This window comes from Ramlibacter rhizophilus, from assembly GCF_004681965.1.
Lineage (GTDB): Bacteria > Pseudomonadota > Gammaproteobacteria > Burkholderiales > Burkholderiaceae_C > Ramlibacter > Ramlibacter rhizophilus.
The window spans coordinates 293941-312513 of record NZ_SMLL01000002.1; the positions used below are offsets into that span (position 1 = coordinate 293941).

Sequence of the window (18573 nt, forward strand, 5' to 3'; positions counted from 1 at the left end):
GTGCCTGCCTCAGCTGCCGCCCTCACGCCGCACCGCGCAGCCGATCCACCAGCGCCAGCGGATCGCCTGGCAATGCATTGCCACGCCAGGCGACGTGCTGGTCCGGCCGGCACAGCACGAAGTCGTGCTCATAGGCAGGCGGCAAGGTCTCGGGCCGCAGGTCGAGCAGCACCATGGGGACCTTGCGGCTTCGCGCCGCGTCCAGCAGCGCAGACGGGTCGAGCGAACCGCGACACTGCAGCAGCGTGTAGTCGTCCCCGAAGGCGTCGTAGAGCGATCGGCCATCGGACAGCCACAGGTGCGGCGCCCGACAGCCCGGCACGGTGGATGGAATGAAGCCGCCCATGGAATACGCAGGCGCCTGCTGCCCGTCATACGCGATCACGGGCGAGGCGTCGTAGAAGTAACCGAAGTTCAGGCCGGCGCAGCAGAACTGCTGCACGTTCAGCTCGTAGGCTTTCCTGCCGATCTCCTCTCGCACGGCATCGCCCTGCGGGCCCGGCGCTTCGATGTCGGGCGGCACGGCGGCACGCATGCTGGTGAGCGCCAGTGCGTGGTTCATCGCGAAGTGCGACACCTGCGCCGTGATGGGCATGCGCTCACGCTCGTATGCAGCCAGCACGCCTTCGTCCGCCCATCCCCGCAGCCGGGCCGCCAGGTGCCACGAGAGATTCAAGCCGTCCGCGATACCGGCGTTCATTCCATAGCCCGCGTACGGCACCCACAGATGCGCAGCGTCACCGGCGATGAAGGCACGACGGTCACGAAAGCGGTCGCTGACGAGGCGGCGTGCGACCCAGTCCTCCTTGCTGACCACTTCGTACTGGAAATCGGGGCCCACGCCCAGGATGTCGCGGATGCAGCGGTCGCGGTCCACCCCCGCGCCCTCCTCTTCCTGCGGCTGGAGGTGGTTGTGCACCAGCCAGGTCTCACGGCCATCGATGGCATACACCGTGCCGGACCTGCGCGGGTTGATGGCGTACACCCCCCATGCCGTGCGGTGGGGAATCATGTCCAGCAGCTGCGGCGCGCGGATGCAGGTGGACTGGACGTGGTGGATGACGGCCGTCCCCTGCAGCTGTGCGCCCATCGATTTGCGCACGAGCGATCTTCCGCCTTCGCAGCCGATGATGTAGCGGGTGCGGTACGTCCTCGACGTCCCCGCGTCGTCCGTGGCCGTGGTGGTCACGCCTTCCTCGTCCTGTGCGTAGCCGGTCACTTCGGTCCGATTCAGCAGCTGGACGTGGGGCAAGGTGGCCACGTGCTGCTGCAGCAGCGGCTCCAGGTAGGTCTGGTTGATGCGGTGCGGGGGTTCCGGGGTGGGCCAGTTGCCGTCCGGGCCGCTCGTGTCGGTGAAGCGCTCACCGCGCGAGGGGATGAACACGCGCGACAGCTCGGTGCCGGTCACCGTGGTGCGGAACGCCACGCTGTGTTCGTAGTCCACCGGCAGCCCCGCGCCACGCAGCAGGCCAGCCACGCCCAGTCGGCGGAACGACTCCATCGAACGCGCCGACACGTGGTTGCACTTGACGCTGGGCAGTTCGAGGAAGGCCCGGCGCTCAACGACGATGCAGCCGATCCCGCGGCGATTCAGGTCCATCGCGATCGTCATCCCCACGGGACCTGCGCCGACGATCAGCACGTCGGCATCGAAGGTCTCGTTCATCAGTCGGCCTTGAAGCCCGTCGTGCGAACAGCGTCGCCCCAGACCTTCGCGTCACTGGCGATGATGCGCGCGAACTCCTCGCGCGTGGTCCCCGTCGGCGTGAAGCCGGCCGCTTCGATCTTCGCCTGCATCTCGGGCGACTTGATGGCCTTCTGCACATCCGCGCTCAGCTTCCTGATGACGCCGTCGGGCGTTTGCGCGGGGGCAAAGATGCCGAACCAGGAGGTGATCTCCAGGTCCGCTTGTCCCTGCTCCTTCATGGTGGGAACGTCCGGCAAGGCGGGGTTTCGCGCAGGGCCGGTGGCCGCAAGCGCGGCCAGCTTTCCGGCCTTCACCTGGGGGGCGGACACGCCGACGCTGGCGAACATGCCATGGACATCGCCGCTGATCAGCCCCGTGAGCGCGTCACCGGTGTTCTTGTAGTGCACCACCTCCGGCTTGATCTTGACGGCGTCACCGAAGATGTAGGCAGCGAAATGGCCTGGCGTGCCCGCGCCGAAGGTCCCCATGAAGATGGACTTGGGCTGCTTGCTGCTCCAGTCCACGAACTGCGCCAGGTTGCGCGCGGGCACTTTCGCGGGGTTGGTGAGCAGGACGAAATCGTTGCTCACCACCTGGCTGACCGGAACGAAGTCCTTGGCGGGGTCGTAGGGCAACTTCCGGTAGCTCACGGGTGCGATCACCATGTTGCCGGTCAGGCCCAGCAGCAGGGTGTAGCCGTCCGCCGGCGCTCGCGCCGCCTCGCTCGCGGCGATGACGCCGCCCGCGCCGGGCTTGTTGTCCACGATGACGTTGGCATTCCCCCAGGTCTCGGAGAGCTTCTGCGCCAACAGGCGTGCCAGGATGTCCGGGCCCGTGCCGGCGGGGAAGCCGACGAGGAGTCGCACCGGCTTGTCCGGGTAGGACGAAGCGGGCTGGGCACAGACGCCGGCTGCGCCGGTGAGTGCTGCGAGAAGTGCCAAGGCATGACGGCGGGAAAGTGCTGTTGCCACAAGAAAGTCCTCCAGGGAAAACCCGAGCTGGCGCGTCGGTACATCCGTTGTCCCGAGCGTAAACTGCCCCGGCCCGACCGCTGTCCACCATGAAGACGACAGACAAACCCGCGAGCATCCTTTCGCTGCCCACCTAGCAAGGCTCGGCAAATGCGCCACTGGCTCCCCATCGAGACCCCGCCTTCCACGCCGACGGCTGTCCTTCCGGGCCTCATCGCATCGCTGGCGCTGCCGGGCTATGCGTCGACGCTGCTCGCGCAGGTGCGCGAAGTCCTTCCCGCCTGCTCGCTGTCGGTCTACCGCACAGGCCCAGGATCACGGCCTGAGCGCTACCTGTCGGCCAGTCACGCGCGTCCCGACACCACACTGCGTTGCTGGAACGGCTACCTGTCCGGTCCCTGGCGGGGCGATGTCACGCTTCTGTCCGCGGTCGAAGCGGCTCATCCGCAGACCCCGGTGCTGTGCCACATCACGGCCCAGGAGGTCCCGGGCGAACACCGCGTGAAGGTCTACGAGTCCCAGGGCCGCGCGGAGCGCGTATCCGTCGTCGTCCGCGACAGCGACTGCTCCGTCTTCGCGATCAACTTCTACCGGCACGCGGGCCAGCCGCCGTTCCGGGATGCCGAGCTGGCCGGGTTCGGTCAGATCGCGCCGTCCGTGCTGGCGCTGACGCGCAAGCACCTGGCCCTCACCGGCATCCCACTGCACGGCAACCCACTGGCCCACCGCAGCCACGGCCTGGCGACACGCAGTCGCCTCGCGAGCCTCCATCCGCGCCTCACCGAGCGCGAACTCGACGTGTGCGAGAGGCTCCTGGCGGGAATGACGATGGACGGCATCGCCAACGACCTGGACTTGACCTTGGGGACGGTCAAGACCTACCGCAACCGCGCGTTCCACCGCATGGGCCTGCACTTTCGCAGCGAGCTGTTCGCTCTGATTCGTAGAGCCGAAGGGCATTAGCGCTTCCCAGCTAATGCAGCAGAAGCCTGAGCAATCGTGCGATGCAAGCCGCGCCCACGAGCGCCGCGACAACGGTCGGCGACCAGTCGGCCATCTGCGGTGGCTCAGACACGGCCGGCGACTGGTTCGACGCATAGCCGAGTTCGGCAAAAGGACTGAATGCTGCCCCCTGTGGAACTTCGACGCGGTTTCCAGCGTTGACGACCGACAGCGGTGGGCCTGTGCTACTTGACAGCGAGTGGACGGCAGGAATATCGGCTCGGTCGAGATGCGTCGGTTCTTGTGCTGGATCTGCTGGCATCTGAGCCCCCGTTTCGCTGCGGCCCCTGCGGCATACGCTTCCGCAGTTGTGGACCGACAGTCTGTAGCTCGGGGAGATCATGTTCTGTTCGCTACCACACAGAAGTTCTCCGCGGGACGAACCTCCCATTGCTGCTGCAAGGTGCGTTCACCTACAACTGTCAGGCGACATGGGCGAAGTATGTCTGCGCCCGAAACAGGAACGAGACGATGGTCGAGTGCATCGAAGCCTGCAGGAACCGTCTGCTCGCGGCATTGCCGACAGACGTCCTTCGCCGTTGGCTCCCGCAACTCGAGCCCGTCCAATTGAGGCTCGGTGATTCGGTGTACGAGGCTGGCCAGCCTCAACGTCATGTTTATTTTCCAACGACAGCGCTGGTATCGCTGCTACACGTCCTCCACAACGGCGCCTCGGCGGAGATCGCAATTGTCGGCAATGACGGGGCCGTCGGCATCTCGATCTTCCTGGGGGGAGGCAGCACGTCAACCCGCGGGGTGGTCCAGGGTAGCGGGCATGCCATACGCTGCCCTTCGTCGATGCTCCTGGCCGAGTTCGAACGTGACGGCGCGGTCATGCACCTGCTGCTGCGGTACACGCAAGCTTTGATCAGTCAGATGACGCAGACCGCGGCCTGCAATCGACACCACCGCATCGAGCAGCAACTGTGTCGCTGGTTGCTCCTGAGTCTCGACCGAATTGCCACAACCGATCTGAACATGACCCAGGAGCTCATCTCGAACATGCTGGGTGTACGACGCGAAGGAGTGACGCAGGCCGCAGCGAAGCTGCAATGCAAGGGACTGATCCAGTACTCGCGCGGACACATCACAGTCCTGCACCGCAAGGAGCTGGAGTTGCATGCCTGCGAGTGCTACGAGGTGGTCAAGAAGGAATACGACCGGCTGCTTGGCCGCGTTTGTGATCAACAGCTCGAGTTCGCTGGGGGTGTGTGCGAACGAGCCAGAGTGGCCAGGACTTGTGTGCGGTACCGAACGGAACGTGACACCTGATCTGCATAGTCTTGGTGCCCGCACCGAAGTAACCCGGTGCGGCAACAGGAGGTCACCATGAACTCTCGCATCCTTCTCGTTTCCTTGACCGCTGCCGCTGCAACCGTCGCTTTGGCCGGCAATCCCCACTTCATCCGCGCGGACGGCTCCATCAACGCCGATGGCGGATACGTGGCGAACTTCAAGGAGGCCGGCCTCGGAGCCAACCAGAACATCAGCTACGTCTTGAGCGCGGGACCCGGCACTCGATTCACCTATCAGTGCTACACCAGGAGCCACAACACACCCCAGGGCGAGCCCAACCACGTGTTCCCATCGACGCTGCAGACGGGCGGCACCTTCAACTCGGGCAAGAACGGCCAGATCACCGCCTCGCTGACGCTGGTACCCAGCCCCGATGACGACTGCCAGGGCGGGGGACTGAAACTGTGCCTGGTGTCCGTGAGCTACGTGGGCGTCGTTCTGCGCGACACATCCACGCCGACTGAAACGCAGTTGCCTTCGTTGAGCCGAGACTTCCTCGACTCGCAGAATCGTCCGACGAACTGTGAGCCATTCTGATCATCGGCGACGAGGAGCGGGCATGCGGAGCAAGCAGATTAAGCGACCATGCGGTCTAACCCGCAGCCCGCTCGCCGCTGCCCCCGCGCCCCGCCTGCAGCAAGCGCGCAAGCTCCCCCAGATCCGCCGGCTTCACGCGGTAGTGATCGAACCCCGCGTCGTCACCTTTTTTCCGGTCCGCTGCGCTCCCATATCCCGTGAGCGCGATCAAGGTGACGTCGGCGTTGGAAGGCTGGGCCCGCAGGCGCCGGGCCAGCGCGTAACCGTCGAGGCCGGGCAGGCCGATGTCCAGCACGCAGGCGTCGAACGCGTCGTGCCCCACAAGCTCGAGTGCGCGTGCGGAGTCGTGTGCGAGCTGCACCTCGTGGCCGAGGCTTTCCAGCAGCAGGCCCAGGGTGTCGGCCGCGTCCTGGTTGTCGTCGACAACCAGGATCCGAAGCTTGCGCGAGGCAGCCGGCAGGGACATGGGGCCCCCGGAAGAAGGCGTGAGCGCTTCGTCCACCGGCAGCAGCGGCAGCCTGACCGTGAAGGCGGCGCCCTGGCCCTGCCCCGCGCTTTCCACGGACACCTGGCCGGCGTGCAGTTCCACCAGGCTCTTGACCAGTGCGAGTCCCAGGCCCAGGCCCCCCTGCGCCCGGTCCGGCGTCCGCGCGCCCTGCGTGAACAGCTCGAAGACGTGGGGCAGCAGTTCGGGCTCGATGCCTGTTCCGTTGTCCGCGACGCGGATCTCCACGGCTTCATCCACGCTCAGGCTCACGGACAGGGCGCCATTCGGCGGCGTGTATTTCGCGGCGTTGTTCAGCAGGTTGGAGACGACCTGGACCAGGCGGGGCCGGTCGCCCATGACATGAACGCCACCCGGGGGCATGCGCGTGGACAGCACGTGTCCGCGCGATTCGACCAGCGGCCGCACCTGCTCGATGGCGTCCGCCACCACGCCCTTCATCTCCACGGGCGCGCGGTCGAGCTCCACGAGTCCGCGGGTGACGCGCGAGACGTCCAGCAGGTCGTCGACCAGCTCCGTCATGTGCCGCACCTGGCGTTCGATGACCTGCGCCGAATGCTGCACCTTGGCCGGGTCCGACGCCGAGGTTTGCAGAAGGTGCGCGGCGGTGCTGATCGGCGCCAGCGGATTGCGCAGCTCATGGGCCAGCATGGCCAGGAAGTCGTCCTTGCGCCGGTTGCTGGCCAGCAGCTCGTCGCGCATGCGCTTGTGCTCGTGGATGTCGGTGCAGGTGCCCATCCAGCGCACGACATCCCCCGCTTCGTTGCGCACGGGGAGTGCCCGCACCAGCACCCACCGGTACTCGCCCGAGCGGTGCTGCAGCCGGCACTCGGTTTCGTAAGGCTCGCCGGTTTCCAGGCTGTGGCGCCACCGGTCCCAGGTGGCCCGCCGTTCGTCCGGGTGGAGGATCTCGGCCCAGCGCTCGCCATCCAGGGTGGCCGCGGGCATGCCGGTGAACTCGTAGGCCTGCTGGTTGTGATAGTCCGCCTGGCCGTCCGGCAGGGTCGACCACACCATCTGCGGCATGGCGTCGGCGATGGTCCTGAACTGCGCCTCGCTCTCGCGCAGCTGCCGCTCCGCCGTCAGGCGCTCGGTGACGTCCTCGTGGATCAACAGGACCTCGGCCACGCGGCCATCGGGCGTGATGATGGGCCGTGCCGTGGCCTCGACCCAGCGCGCGAGTCCGGGCTTGCCGATCTCGGCCGGGTCGTAGCGGATGGCCGGAATCCGCACCGCCTCGCCCGCGAAGGCGCGCCGCAGGTAAGGCGTGACGCCCTTGGCTTCGAGCTGCGGGTCGGCAAGCATGTCGTAGCCGGACAGCACGAACTCCAGCAGAGGATCGCCCTCGTAGGTGCCCCACAGGTCCTTCCAGGCGCGGTTCACCTGCAGGGTGTGGCCGTCCACGGAGAGCAGCTGGGCGCTGAAGGGCGCCTGCTCGAACAAGGTCTGGAATCGCTGCTCGGTCGGGACGCCGGCGGGCGCCAATGGGGATGAGTTCACCTGCGGATTGTGCCGAGGCCGGCGGTGCCGTGGGCGCGTGCGCCTCGGCCAGGGGCTCATCAGGCCGGCGCGGCCTCGCGCTGCAGCCGATCGATCATGAAATCCGCCGCCTGCTGGATGTGCTCGCGCGCGAGCTTCTCGGCCTTGCGACCGTCGCCTTCCATGAGCGCATGCAGCAGTGCCTCGTGCTGGTCCCAGATGTCGCGCGGGCGCTCGTCGCGCATGAGCACCTCGCCCATCACCCGCTGCGTGTTGGCCCAGTGCGTGTCCATCGCGGGCGCGACGAGCGGATTGCGCGACAGCTCGTACACGAAGGCGTGGAAGGCCATGTCGGCCTGGATCATGCGGGCGACGTCACCCGCGGCGACGGCTTCGCGTCCGGCGGCGATGTAGGCCGGGCCTTCGGCCGCGGCACGCTGCGGATTGCGCTCGGCGGCCTTGCGGAAGGCGAGGCCCTCGATCACCGCCCGCACGTCGTACATATTGCGCACGTGCTCCAGGTCCAGCGGCGCCACCTGCAGGCCGCGGCCGGGCGCCTCGCGCAGCACGCCCAGGTTGCGCAGCAGCAGCAGCGCCTGCTGCACCGGCTGGCGCGAGACGCCCAGCTCCTGCGCGAGCTGCTCCTGGATCACGCGCGCGCCGGGCGGCAGCTTGCCGGAGGCGATCTCTGCCAGGATCGCCTCCTGCACCAGTTCGACCAGCTTGGGCTGCGCGGCGAGGATCTTCATGCCGTCAATGCTACCGGGCGCGCCACTTCCTCTCGGCCTCGTCCCAGGCTTCGAGGGGCTGCAGGTCGGGCACCCAGGCGAGGCCGGACTTGGCGTCCGAGGAGACGGCCTCCGGCGTGACCACCACGTCGAGCAGGGCCGGACGGCTGGCCATCGCACGGGCGATCGCGCCTGGCAGGTCCTCGGCTTTCTCCACGCGCTCGGCGTGCATGCCGAAGGCGCGGGCCATGGCCGCATGGTCGCTGTACTGCAGCCGCGTGCCGACCACCTTGCCGTGCGACTCCTGCTGGTCGCGCACCTCGATGGCCCAGGACCCGTTGTTCGCCACGACGATGAGCACCGGCGCCTGGTGCCGCACGGCCGTGTCGATCTCCATCGCCTGGAAACCGAAGGCGCCATCGCCCGTGGCCACCACCACGGGCCGGTCGGGACAGGCGAGCGCCGCGGCGATGCCGAAGGGCGTGCCCACCCCGATGCAGCCGAGCGGCCCCGGGTCGAGGTACGTGGACGCGGGCAGGCCCACGCGCGCGAAGCTCAGGAAGTCGCCGCCGTCGGCCACGACGATCGCGTCGGCCGGCAGCGCCTCGCGCAGCGCGGCGAGCGCGCGGTTCGGATGCATGCGGCCGTCGCTGCCGGCGGGCGCCTCGCGCATCGTCGCGGCCAGCTTGTCGGAGCGCTCCGCGTGTTTCGCGCGCAGGCCCTGCACCCACGCGCGGTCGGTCGCGGGCTCGCGCTGGCCGGCCGCGGCCAGGATGGCGTCCAGCGCGAGCGCGGGCGTGGCGAACAGCTCGACGGCGCCGCGGCGGTTGTCGCGCAGCTCCGATGCGGCATCGGCAATGCGCAGGAAGCGCGCGTCGCCGAACACGGCCGGTGAACCGTAGGCGAGCTGGAAGTCCAGCCTGCGCCCGATGGTGACCACGAGGTCGGCCTGGCCCATGACCGAGCCGCGCATGGCGGCCACCACGGACGGGTGGTCCTCCGCGACGAGGCCGCGGCTTTCGCCGGTGTCGAGGTAGGCCGCGCCGAGCCGCGTCAGCAGTTGCGTGAGCTGCGGCCCGGCGCCCTGCGCGCCGCGGCCCGAGATCACCAGCGGACGCTTCGCGGACCACAGCAGATCGACGGCGGCATCGATCTGCGCCGGATCGGGCGCGAAGCGCGGCGGGGCCTTGGGCGCGAAGTGTTCGGCCAGCTGCACGGCCGCCGGCACCTCGGCGCGCAGCGTGTCCACGGGAAAGTCGAGGTACACCGGCCCGGGCTCGCCGCCCTCCCCCTGCGCGCGCGACACGGCTTCGTCCAGCTCCTGCAGCACCAGCGCGGGCTCGCGCACGGTGCGCGCATAGCGCGTGACGGACCTCACCAGGTCGGTGTGCACCATGTCCTGCAGGGCGCCGCGGTTCTCCTGCGGACGCGGCGGCGTTCCCGACAGCACCAGCACCGGCGTGCGCGCGACGTGCGCGTTGGCGATGCCGGTCATCGCATTCGTCACGCCGGGGCCGGCCGTGACCAGCACGACGCCGATGGTTCCGGTGAGCTGCGCCTCGGCCGTGGCCATGTGCACGGCGGCGCGCTCGTCGCGGACGTCGACGATGCGGATGCCTTCCGCATCCAGCCGCATCCAGATCGGCATGACGTGGCCGCCGCAGAGCGCATAGACGCGCTGCACGCCCCGCTGCCTGAGAAAGCGGGCGATCAGGGCGGCGGCGCTCTGGTCGGTGACGGGAATGGCGGGCATGGCAGGTCTCCTGGTCGAGGCGGACGGTGGCGCGGGCGGGATGGGCGGCGGCCGTGCTTGCGTTCCGCCGCGGCCGCCGGCATCATAGCCGCATTCTGAATTCAGAGTTCGGAATTCGTCAAGCTCGCCAACACCCTTTGCTCCCGCCACCCGAGGACTTCCATGACCCGCCTGCTCACGATCGCCGACGCCGTCGCCGCCCACGCCAGACTCACGCCGCGCAAGGTCGGCGCCCGGGATTCGCGCCGGGAGCTCGACTACGCGGCGTGGAACGAGCGCGCGCGCCGGCTGGCTGCCGGGCTGCTCGACGGCGGGCTGGTGAAGGGCGACCGCGTGGGCGTGCTGGCCTACAACTGCCTGGAGTGGATGGAGATCTACGTCGGCCTCGCCCGCGCCGGGCTGGTCGCCGTGCCGATCAACTTCCGGCTCACGGCACCGGAGGTCGCCTACATCCTGGAGCACGCCGAAGCGGCGGCGGTGATCGCAGGCCCCGAGTTCACCGCGCTCATCGACGGCATTCGCGGCGAGTTCCCCCTGCCGGCCGGTCGCTGCGTGGTCATCGGGGAGGCGCCGGCCGGCTGGGTCGCGTACGAGGCGCTGATCGCCGGCGGCGACCCGGCACGCAGCTTCGATCCGGTCACGCAGGACGACACGTGCGCGCTGATGTACACCTCGGGCACGACCGGCCGCCCGAAGGGCGCCATCCGCAGCCACGGCGGCAGCAGCCTCATCGCCTACGCGACCGCACTGGAGATGGGCTTCACGCGCGAGGACAAGGGCCTGCTCGTCATGCCGCTGTGCCACGCGAACTCGCTCTACTTCGGCACGACCTTCATCCACCTGGGCGCCACCTGCGTGATCGACGACCGCCGCAGCTTCGACGCCGAGGCGCTGGTCGCCACGCTCGCGCGCGACAAGGTGACCTTCACCTCGCTGGTGCCGACCCACTACATCATGGTGCTGGCCCTGCCGCCGGAGGTGAAGCGCCGCTACGACGTCTCCAGCGTCGGCAAGCTGCTCGTCTCGTCCGCGCCCGTGCGCAAGGACACCAAGCTCGCCATCCTCGAGTACTTCCGCAACGGCAAGCTGTACGAGCTGTACGGCTCCACGGAGCACGGCTGGGTCACGCTGCTGCGGCCGCACGAGCAGATCGACAAGCTCGGCTCGGTCGGGCGCGAATGGGCGGGCAGCGGCGCGATCCGCCTCCTCGACGAGCAAGGTAACGAGGTGCCGGACGGCGAGGTCGGCGAGCTCTACTCGCGCACCGCCTACGTCTTCGACGGCTACTGGAAGAACCCGGAAAAGACCGCCGAAGCCTTCCGCGGCGACTGGTGCAGCGTCGGCGACATGGCCCGGCGCGACGCCGACGGCTACATCTGGCTGGTCGATCGCAAGAGCAACATGATCATCACCGGCGGCGAGAACGTGTACCCCTCGGAGGTGGAAAGCGTCATCGGCGCGCACCCGGCGGTGAAGGACGTCGCCGTCATCGGCGTGCCGCACGCCAAGTGGGGCGAGACCGTGCAGGCCGTCGTCGTCCTGCACGATGGCCAGGCGGCCAGCGCGGACGCGCTGCGCGCCTGGTGCCGCGAGCGGCTGGCGGGCTTCAAGTGCCCGACGGTCGTCACCTTCGTGGCCGACGCCGACATGCCGCGCACCGCCACCGGCAAGATCCTGCACCGGCTGCTGCGCCAGCGGCTCGCGGCCTGAGCCGCGCGCACACCTGGATCGGCCGGACCGCTGCTGCTGTCGCCGGCGCGTCCGGGCCGGGCGCCTGCGCCACTTCGCCCAGGACTGCTATACATTGGCTGGCGGTAACAATTCCAGAGAGAAACCATGTCGATCCGATCCATCCTGAATGGCACCCTGATGGCACTGGCGGCTGCGACCGCTGCGCCGGCATTCGCGCAAGGCACACCCATCGATGCGGCCGCCTTCGACGCGCTGGTGGCGAGCGGCCCCGTGGCCGACGCCAAGACCGTCGTGTCGAACCAATGGGCCAGCAAGGTCAAGGAGTCCGGCACGCTGCGCCTCGGCGGCACGCGCACCTCCAACCTGTTCTCGCTGCTCAACGAGAAGGACGGCAAGGTCCGCGGCTTCGATGCGGGCCTGGCCCAGCTCCTCACGCGCTACATCCTGGGCGACGGGTCCAAGTACCAGCTGACGCAGGTCACCTCCTCCACCCGCGAGCAGGTGCTCATCAACGACCAGGTGGACGCCGTGCTGGCCACCTACTCCATCACCCCGGCCCGCGCGGAGAAGATTGCGTTCGCAGGCCCCTACTACACCTCGCGGGCGGGGGTGCTGGTCAAGTCGAACAACAAGGACATCCAGTCCCACACGGACCTGGCCGGCAAGAAGGTCGCCACCCAGGCCGGATCGACCGGCCCCGCCATCCTCGCGCAGTTCGCGCCCAAGGCCGTCGTGCAGGAGTTCCAGACCCACCAGGAAGCCCTGGACGCCCTGCGCCAGGGACGCGTGGACGCCTACGTGACGGACTACACCCTGCTGCTCAATGCCTTGAGCCTCGGCACCGGCGAGGCGCGCCTGGCGGGTGCCCCCTTCGGCCCGCAGGACCCCTACGGCGTCGGCCTGCCCAAGGGCTCGGACGGCGTGGCCTTCGTCAACGACTTCCTGAAGAAGATCCAGGCCGATGGCACCTGGGCCAAGCTGTGGACGGTGAGCATCGGCCAGCGCACCGGCAACACCAACGTCCCGACGCCGCCCCCCATCCGCTGAGCAATGGACGGTGTCCTTCGGCTGCTGGCCGAGTGGGGGCCTGCCTACGGGCAGGCCCTTTTGTTCACCTGGAAGCTCACGGTCCTGTCCTTCGCGGCCGGCATGGTGCTGGGCATCGTGGTGACGGTGGCACGGCTGCTTCCGCTGCGGCCGCTTCGCTTCGTGCTGACGGCCTACGTGGAGGTCTTTCGCAACATCCCGAGCGTGGCGCTGCTGATCTTCATCGTGTTCGCCCTGCCCGATCTCAACGTCCTGATCGACTATGAACCCAGCGTGATCCTGACCTTGACCCTGGTGTGCTCCGCCTTCACCGCCGACTATGTGCGCACGGGCATCAACACGGTCGCGCGCGGCCAGGTGGAGGCCGCGCGCAGCCTGGGCATGCGGCCGCTGGTCGTCATCTTTTCCATCGTGTTGCCGCAGGCGCTGCGCTCGGTCGTCCAGCCGATGACGTCGCTGCTGATCGCGCTCATGCTGTCCACCTCACTGGCCTCGCAGGTGCCGGTGCCGGGCCGCGAACTCACGGCCCTCGTGGCCAAGATCGCCACCGACTCCGCCGCCGGCATCCCGGCGTTCGCGGTCGCTGCGGCGCTGTACCTGGCGTCGGGCCTCGTCATCGCCTGGGCGGGCGCCACCCTGGACAGGAAGCTGCGGATCCTGCGATGAGCCGTGCAATGGAAGACATCCTCTTCGGCGACCTGGGTCCGAAGGCGCAGGCCCTGGCCCGCGCCGCGAGCGTGACGCTGGCCGTGGCGCTGCTGGCCCTGGGCGCGGCTGTCGTCTGGCGCTTCCATGCCGCCGGCCAGTTCGAAGCCCGGCTGTGGGAATTCTTCGCCTGGCAAACGACCTGGGCCTTCCTGGGCAAGGGCCTGCTGGGCACGCTGGCCTCGGCGGCCATGGCGGCGGCGATCGCGCTGGTCCTCGGCCTGGTGCTGCTCCTGGGGCGCCTGTCGCGCCTGCGGCTCGTGCGCTGGCCGGCCGTCGCCGTCATCGAATTCCTGCGCGGCGTGCCCACCCTGCTCCTCATCTACGTGTGCTTCCTGGTCCTGCCCTCGGTCGGGATCAAGCTGAGTGCCTACTGGATGCTGACCCTGCCCGTGGCCCTGAGCACCGCAGCCGTCGTGGCCGAGGTGTACCGCGCCGGCGTGCTCGCCGTCCCCCGCGGCCAGACGGATGCGGCGCGCGCCCTGGGCCTGACCGAAGCTCGGGTCTTCGCCCACGTCGTCTTTCCCCAGGCGCTGCGCTTCATCGTCCCGGCCCTGGTCGCCGTGCTGGTCATCGTGGTCAAGGACACCACCTTCGGCTACGTCGTCACCTACGGCGAACTGCTGCAGAACGCCCGGGTGCTCATCGCCAACTACCGCTCGCTCGTGCCCGTGTACCTGGTCGTCGCGGTGCTGTATTGCCTGGTGAACTACGCCCTGTCCAGGGCCAGCCGCCGGCTCGCCCGGCCGGTGCATTGACGGGCCGAGAGGCGGCGCGCCGAGCTTTTCCGTGAACCGGAAAACTCATTTCCTGGGCAGCCCATGGGCACCCGGGGCGTGGACTCCTACAGTGCGGACAAAACCACGACAGGAGACAAGCATGCCCATCACGCGCCGCGCCGCCATGGCCTTCTCTGCATCGGCGATCGTTTCCCCGGCCGTCTTCGCGCAGGCCTACCCGAGCAAGCCGGTTCGCATCATCGTCCCGCAGCCGCCCGGAGGCGGCTTCGACTCCGTCGGCCGGCTGATCGCGGACCGCATGGGCAAGCTGAGCGGCCAGAGCTTCGTGGTCGAGAACCGCACCGGCTCGGGCACCCTGGTGGGCACCGACCTGGCCGCGAAGGCGCCGGCCGACGGGTACACGCTGGTGATCGGCTCGATCTCCAACATCGCGCTCAACCCGGGCCTGTACGCCAACCTGCCCTACGACAGCCTGCGCGACTTCGAGCCCATCGGCCTGCTGGTGAGCTACAGCTACACGCTGCTCGGCCGGAAAGACCTGCCCTTCAACAGCCTGCAGGACGTGCTGGCGCATGCCAAGGCCAACCCGGGCAAGCTGAGCTACGCCTCCGCGGGCAATGGCTCCGGCCAGCATGTGCTGGCCGCCGCCCTGTGGCACCTGGCCAAGGTGGACCTGGCCCACGTGCCCTACCGTGGCGCGCAGCCGGCCTACCAGGACCTGCTGGGCGGGCGGGTGGACCTGTTCTTCGACCTCTCCCCCACCGCGCGGCCGCAGGTGGACGCGGGCAACGTGAAGGCCCTGGCCGTCTCCGGCGCCGCGCGCAGTCCGATGCACCCCAACGTGCCCACGGTCAAGGAGACCGGCGCCGCCGACCTGCAGCTCGAATCCTGGTTCGGTCTCTTCGCCCCCACCGGGACACCGCCGGAGGTCCTGCAGAAGCTGCGGGCGGACTTCGCCAAGGTCGCCGCGATGCCGGACGTGCAGGAATCGCTGACCAAGACCGGCGGCAAGCCGATGTCCGCCCTGGGCGACGAGGCGCGCCAGATCGTCAAGCGGGACGTCGATCACTGGTCGCAGCTGGTCCGGCAGCTGGGCATCCGGGCGGGCTAGGCGCCGGAGCAGGTCCGCGGGCGGCGGTCAGGACGGGACCACGCGCTCGCCCGACATGTTGTCCCCGAGGAAGTCCAGCAGCCGGCGCACGGCGGGGACCATGCCGCGGCGTGAGGGGAACACCGCCAGCACCCGGGCGGGTGGAGGCTCCCAGCCGGGCAGCACCGGGACGAGCCGGCCGTCACGCAGTTCGTCGGTGCACAGGTAGTCGGGCAGCACGCTCATTCCGGTCCCCTGCAGCACCGCGAAGCGCAGCGTGAACAGGTCGTCGGCGGTGTAGACGGGGCGGTGCACCAGCTCGAAGGTGGCGCCGCGCGGCCCGGCGAGCGTCCACCGCGCCGCGCCGTCCGCGGCAGCCATCGCCACCGTGGGAAGGCGCGCCAGGTCTTCGGCACGGGCCGGCGTGCCCAGGCGCTGCAGCAGTTGGGGGCTGGCCGCGAGGACGGAGCGCGTGGGGCCGAGGTTCTTCACGACGAGCGAGCCGCTGTCATCGACGGTGCTTCGCACCCGCAGTGCAATGTCGATGCCCTCCTGCACCAGGTCCACCACGCGGTTGCTGACCTGCATCTCCACGCGCACCAGTGGGTAGGTGGCCATGAAGCGGGGCAGCAAGGCGCCGACGGTGGACTGCGCCAGCGTGACGGGGCAGCTGATGCGCACGGTGCCGCTGGGCTCGCTGCGCACGCCCGCCAGCGCCTCCTCGGCCGCCTGGGCCTGCTCGCGCACGACCACGCAGTGCCGGTGGTAGATCTGCCCCGCCTCGGTGAGCGACAGCTTCCGTGTCGTTCGCTGCAGCAGCCGCACGCCCAGGCGCTCCTCCAGCTCGGCGACACGGCGCGACAGGCGCGACTTGGGCACGTGCAGCGCGCGCCCGGCCGCGGCAAAACCGCTGCGGTCCACCACTTCGGCAAAGAAGAACATGTCGTTGAGGTCCTGCACGATTGTCCTTCTGGTGGAACGGTGAAAGCCGATTCTGCCGTCTTATCGCATCGTCGTCCCAGTTTCATACTCGTTCCCAAGCGAGTCGCCCTTGGCTCGCATCGCAAAAGGAACCTGAAATGAAACTGCTGCACATCGATTCCAGCCCCCTGGCGGGCGCCTCCGCATCGCGTGAACTGACGCGCCGCACCGTCGCGCGCTGGACTGCCGCGCATCCGGGCACGCAGGTCGAGGCGCTCGACCTGGTGGCCGAGGCGCCCGCCCACCTCGATGGCGACTCCCTCGGCTTCCGCCTGCAGCCCGATGCGGCCGCGCTGACCGACGCCCAGCGCCGCGAAAACGCGGTGTCCGAGCGTCTGGTGCGCCAGTTCCTGGATGCGGACGTGATCGTCGTGGGCGCGCCGCTCTACAACTTCGGCATCCCGAGCCAGCTGAAGGCCTGGATCGACCGCGTCGCGCAGGCCGGCCGCACCTTCCGCTACACCGCGAGCGGCCCGGAAGGCCTGGCCGGCGGCAAGACCGTCATCGTGGTGTCCACCCGCGGCGGCCAGTACGCCGGAAAGCCCGCCATGGAGGCGATGGAGCACCAGGAGAGCTACCTGCGGACGGTGTTCGGCTTCTTCGGGATCACCGACGTGCGCATCGTCCGCGCCGAAGGTCTCGCGATGGGCGACGAGGCCCGCGCCCGGGCGATGGCCGAGGCCGAGGTGGCCATTGCGGCGCACACGGCCGAGCCCGCGAACCAGGCCCAGGCCGCGCTGCGGGCCTGAGCACTGCAAGCCGTGGCACCCCTTGCTTCGGTTCCGGGAACGTGGGCTTGCTCGTCTCGCCTCGTGCGGTGGCCATCACGGGAACGGAGTACGTGATCGACGGGGGGACGGTGCCGATGGCCTGAGCACGCCAGCTGCCCAGGTGCAGCCGCCCGGCTGCCGTTCGTTACAGCCAGGTGTCGAAACGCCGCCGGCTCGATCGTCGTACTCCCGATGGCGCGCATCCGCGCGCCGCAACCAGGAGAACGCACATGAGTTACGTGGACGGTTTCGTGATCGCCGTGCCCACAGCCAACAAGGAGATGTACCTCCAGCACGCCCGCGTCGCCGCTCAGATCTTCAAGGAGCTCGGCGCCCTGGAGATCGTGGAGTGCTGGGGCGACGACGTGCCGGAAGGCAAGCTCACCTCGTTTCCCATGGCCGTCCAGCGCAAGGAGGACGAGACCGTCGTCTTCTCCTGGATCAGCTGGCCAGACAAGGCCCGGCGCGACGAGGGCATGAAGAAGTTCATGGACGACCCGCGGCTGAAGGACATGAAGGACATGCCCTTCGATGGCCAGCGCATGATCTTCGGCGGCTTCCAGGCCATCCTGGAGGTGAAGTGATGCTGCAGGCGTGCCCGATGTACGCCTACATCCCGGCGAAGGACATCGCCCGCGCACGCCGCTTCTATGAGGACGTGCTCGGGCTGCGCCCGAAGGAAGAGACGAATGGCGGCGTCGTGTACGAGTTCGGCGGCGGCACGGCCGCCTTCCTCTACCCCACGCCGAACGCCGGCACCTCGCAGGCCAGCCAGGCCTTCTGGTCGGTGCCGGACGTGGACGCGCAGATGCAGGCCCTGAAATCGCGGGGCCTGCGGTTCGAGACCTACGAGGACATGCCCGGTGAACGCAGCCCGCAGGGAGCGGTCACCGCCGGCGGCGCCAAGGCCGCCTGGTTCAAGGACAGCGAAGGCAACATCATGGCCTTGATCGAGACCGTGTCGAAGGGCTGAGAAGCGCCTTGCCGGCGTCGCTTTACCGGATGCAACAGGCTTGGACAGGACGCGGTCGCGCGCCCTAGTCTCTGGCTCTTCCTCGTACTCGGGAGAGCTGCCATGGCGCCAGCGTCTTCAAGCGGCGCAAGCGAACGCGACAGGCGCCCGGAACTCATCACGTCCATCAGCGCCGTGACGCTGGCGACCCACGACATGGCCCGGGCGGTCCGCTTCTACACGGCCCTTGGTTTCGTGCTTCGCTACGGCGGCGCCGCCGCCGCCTTCAGCAGCTTCAGCGCGGGCAGCGGCTGCCTGAACGTCACGACCGAGGGCAGCGAGCGCGCGTGGTCCTGGTGGGGACGGATCATCTTCCACGTCGCGGACGTGGACCGCCTGTACGCCCAGGCCGTGGGCGCCGGCCTGCAGCCCCAGGCCCCCCCGCGCGACGCGACCTGGGGCGAGCGCTACTTCCACATCAGCGACCCCGACGGGCACGAGCTGAGCTTCGCGACGCCGCTCGGCCCGCCTCCCCCGACGCCCGCCTAGCCGGAGCGAAGCCGCACCCCTGTGCCTCGGCAGCGCGGGCGATACACGGCCGATACGTGCCGGGCGGCCTTCGACACAGCGCGATTACA

18 protein-coding genes are annotated in these 18573 nt (G+C 69.0%); 12 read left to right on the forward strand and 6 right to left on the reverse strand.

What is annotated here, in order from left to right; translation table 11 throughout:
• Positions 1–22 precede the first annotated feature (22 nt).
• A complete protein-coding gene (locus tag EZ242_RS06095; protein ID WP_135284244.1) occupies positions 23–1666 on the reverse strand; it encodes an FAD-dependent oxidoreductase in 1644 nt (547 codons plus the stop codon).
• Positions 1666–2628, reverse strand: coding sequence for a Bug family tripartite tricarboxylate transporter substrate binding protein (locus EZ242_RS06100; RefSeq protein ID WP_240787004.1), 963 nt, complete (start codon positions 2626–2628; stop codon positions 1666–1668). Before EZ242_RS06100 ends, EZ242_RS06095 begins: the two co-directional genes overlap by 1 nt.
• A gap of 180 nt (positions 2629–2808) precedes the next feature.
• Between EZ242_RS06100 and EZ242_RS06105 the strand changes: the two genes are divergently transcribed.
• The 3 genes from EZ242_RS06105 (at position 2809) to EZ242_RS06115 (ending at position 5493) form a co-directional block, all read left to right on the forward strand.
• Positions 2809–3621, forward strand: coding sequence for a helix-turn-helix transcriptional regulator (locus EZ242_RS06105; protein ID WP_135284245.1), 813 nt, complete (start codon positions 2809–2811; stop codon positions 3619–3621).
• A 510-nt stretch (positions 3622–4131) separates the two neighbouring features.
• Complete coding sequence (locus EZ242_RS06110; RefSeq protein ID WP_135284317.1) at positions 4132–4932, forward strand: Crp/Fnr family transcriptional regulator; 801 nt, start codon at positions 4132–4134, stop codon at positions 4930–4932.
• A gap of 57 nt (positions 4933–4989) precedes the next feature.
• A complete protein-coding gene (locus EZ242_RS06115; protein ID WP_135284246.1) occupies positions 4990–5493 on the forward strand; it encodes a hypothetical protein in 504 nt (167 codons plus the stop codon).
• Positions 5494–5548: 55 nt separating this feature from the next.
• On the opposite strand, the gene EZ242_RS06120 is transcribed toward EZ242_RS06115, so the two are convergent.
• From EZ242_RS06120 to EZ242_RS06130, 3 genes are read right to left on the reverse strand one after another with little or no spacing between them, the layout of a single operon-like run.
• Entirely contained in the window at positions 5549–7498 is a 1950-nt protein-coding gene (locus EZ242_RS06120) for a PAS domain-containing hybrid sensor histidine kinase/response regulator (protein WP_240787005.1), read from the reverse strand.
• Positions 7499–7557: 59 nt separating this feature from the next.
• The gene (locus EZ242_RS06125) at positions 7558–8226 is read right to left on the reverse strand and encodes a GntR family transcriptional regulator (protein ID WP_135284248.1); all 669 of its coding nucleotides are present in this window, start codon (positions 8224–8226) and stop codon (positions 7558–7560) included.
• A gap of 10 nt (positions 8227–8236) precedes the next feature.
• A complete protein-coding gene (locus EZ242_RS06130) occupies positions 8237–9958 on the reverse strand; it encodes a thiamine pyrophosphate-binding protein (protein ID WP_205960606.1) in 1722 nt (573 codons plus the stop codon).
• A 162-nt stretch (positions 9959–10120) separates the two neighbouring features.
• Between EZ242_RS06130 and EZ242_RS06135 the strand changes: the two genes are divergently transcribed.
• The 5 genes from EZ242_RS06135 (at position 10121) to EZ242_RS06155 (ending at position 15253) form a co-directional block, all read left to right on the forward strand.
• A complete protein-coding gene (locus EZ242_RS06135; RefSeq protein WP_135284249.1) occupies positions 10121–11668 on the forward strand; it encodes a class I adenylate-forming enzyme family protein in 1548 nt (515 codons plus the stop codon).
• A 126-nt stretch (positions 11669–11794) separates the two neighbouring features.
• On the forward strand, positions 11795–12697 hold the full coding sequence (locus EZ242_RS06140; protein ID WP_135284250.1) for a glutamate ABC transporter substrate-binding protein: 903 nt from the start codon (positions 11795–11797) through the stop codon (positions 12695–12697).
• 3 nt (positions 12698–12700) lie between these two features.
• A complete protein-coding gene (locus EZ242_RS06145; RefSeq protein WP_135284251.1) occupies positions 12701–13363 on the forward strand; it encodes an amino acid ABC transporter permease in 663 nt (220 codons plus the stop codon).
• Positions 13360–14160: an amino acid ABC transporter permease gene (locus EZ242_RS06150; RefSeq protein ID WP_135284252.1), complete on the forward strand. Its 801-nt coding sequence runs from the start codon at positions 13360–13362 to the stop codon at positions 14158–14160. The genes EZ242_RS06145 and EZ242_RS06150 overlap by 4 nt, the downstream gene beginning before the upstream one ends.
• 121 nt (positions 14161–14281) lie before the next feature.
• Positions 14282–15253 carry a Bug family tripartite tricarboxylate transporter substrate binding protein gene (locus EZ242_RS06155; protein WP_135284253.1) on the forward strand — a complete coding sequence of 324 codons (972 nt, stop codon included), beginning with the start codon at positions 14282–14284 and terminating at the stop codon, positions 15251–15253.
• A 27-nt stretch (positions 15254–15280) separates the two neighbouring features.
• Here EZ242_RS06155 and EZ242_RS06160 read toward each other — a convergent pair whose 3' ends face one another.
• Entirely contained in the window at positions 15281–16192 is a 912-nt protein-coding gene (locus EZ242_RS06160) for a LysR family transcriptional regulator (RefSeq protein ID WP_135284254.1), read from the reverse strand.
• A 119-nt stretch (positions 16193–16311) separates the two neighbouring features.
• Here EZ242_RS06160 and EZ242_RS06165 point away from each other — a divergent pair, with 119 nt between their 5' ends.
• The 4 genes from EZ242_RS06165 (at position 16312) to EZ242_RS06180 (ending at position 18484) form a co-directional block, all read left to right on the forward strand.
• Positions 16312–16962: an FMN-dependent NADH-azoreductase gene (locus EZ242_RS06165; protein ID WP_135284255.1), complete on the forward strand. Its 651-nt coding sequence runs from the start codon at positions 16312–16314 to the stop codon at positions 16960–16962.
• 251 nt (positions 16963–17213) lie between these two features.
• On the forward strand, positions 17214–17567 hold the full coding sequence (locus tag EZ242_RS06170) for a DUF1428 domain-containing protein (protein ID WP_135284256.1): 354 nt from the start codon (positions 17214–17216) through the stop codon (positions 17565–17567).
• Positions 17567–17956, forward strand: coding sequence for a VOC family protein (locus tag EZ242_RS06175; protein ID WP_135284257.1), 390 nt, complete (start codon positions 17567–17569; stop codon positions 17954–17956). The genes EZ242_RS06170 and EZ242_RS06175 overlap by 1 nt, the downstream gene beginning before the upstream one ends.
• 102 nt (positions 17957–18058) lie before the next feature.
• On the forward strand, positions 18059–18484 hold the full coding sequence (locus EZ242_RS06180) for a VOC family protein (RefSeq protein WP_135284258.1): 426 nt from the start codon (positions 18059–18061) through the stop codon (positions 18482–18484).
• Positions 18485–18573 lie beyond the last annotated feature (89 nt).

Coding starts and splice junctions, on each gene's coding strand:
- EZ242_RS06095 (WP_135284244.1), bottom strand. CDS start 1,666: ATGAACGAGACCTTCGATGCCGACGTGCTGATCGTCGGCGCAGGTCCC.
- EZ242_RS06105 (WP_135284245.1), top strand. CDS start 2,809: ATGCGCCACTGGCTCCCCATCGAGACCCCGCCTTCCACGCCGACGGCT.
- EZ242_RS06110 (WP_135284317.1), top strand. CDS start 4,132: ATGGTCGAGTGCATCGAAGCCTGCAGGAACCGTCTGCTCGCGGCATTG.
- EZ242_RS06115 (WP_135284246.1), top strand. CDS start 4,990: ATGAACTCTCGCATCCTTCTCGTTTCCTTGACCGCTGCCGCTGCAACC.
- EZ242_RS06125 (WP_135284248.1), bottom strand. CDS start 8,226: ATGAAGATCCTCGCCGCGCAGCCCAAGCTGGTCGAACTGGTGCAGGAG.
- EZ242_RS06130 (WP_205960606.1), bottom strand. CDS start 9,958: ATGCCCGCCATTCCCGTCACCGACCAGAGCGCCGCCGCCCTGATCGCC.
- EZ242_RS06135 (WP_135284249.1), top strand. CDS start 10,121: ATGACCCGCCTGCTCACGATCGCCGACGCCGTCGCCGCCCACGCCAGA.
- EZ242_RS06140 (WP_135284250.1), top strand. CDS start 11,795: ATGTCGATCCGATCCATCCTGAATGGCACCCTGATGGCACTGGCGGCT.
- EZ242_RS06145 (WP_135284251.1), top strand. CDS start 12,701: ATGGACGGTGTCCTTCGGCTGCTGGCCGAGTGGGGGCCTGCCTACGGG.
- EZ242_RS06150 (WP_135284252.1), top strand. CDS start 13,360: ATGAGCCGTGCAATGGAAGACATCCTCTTCGGCGACCTGGGTCCGAAG.
- EZ242_RS06155 (WP_135284253.1), top strand. CDS start 14,282: ATGCCCATCACGCGCCGCGCCGCCATGGCCTTCTCTGCATCGGCGATC.
- EZ242_RS06165 (WP_135284255.1), top strand. CDS start 16,312: ATGAAACTGCTGCACATCGATTCCAGCCCCCTGGCGGGCGCCTCCGCA.
- EZ242_RS06170 (WP_135284256.1), top strand. CDS start 17,214: ATGAGTTACGTGGACGGTTTCGTGATCGCCGTGCCCACAGCCAACAAG.
- EZ242_RS06175 (WP_135284257.1), top strand. CDS start 17,567: ATGCTGCAGGCGTGCCCGATGTACGCCTACATCCCGGCGAAGGACATC.
- EZ242_RS06180 (WP_135284258.1), top strand. CDS start 18,059: ATGGCGCCAGCGTCTTCAAGCGGCGCAAGCGAACGCGACAGGCGCCCG.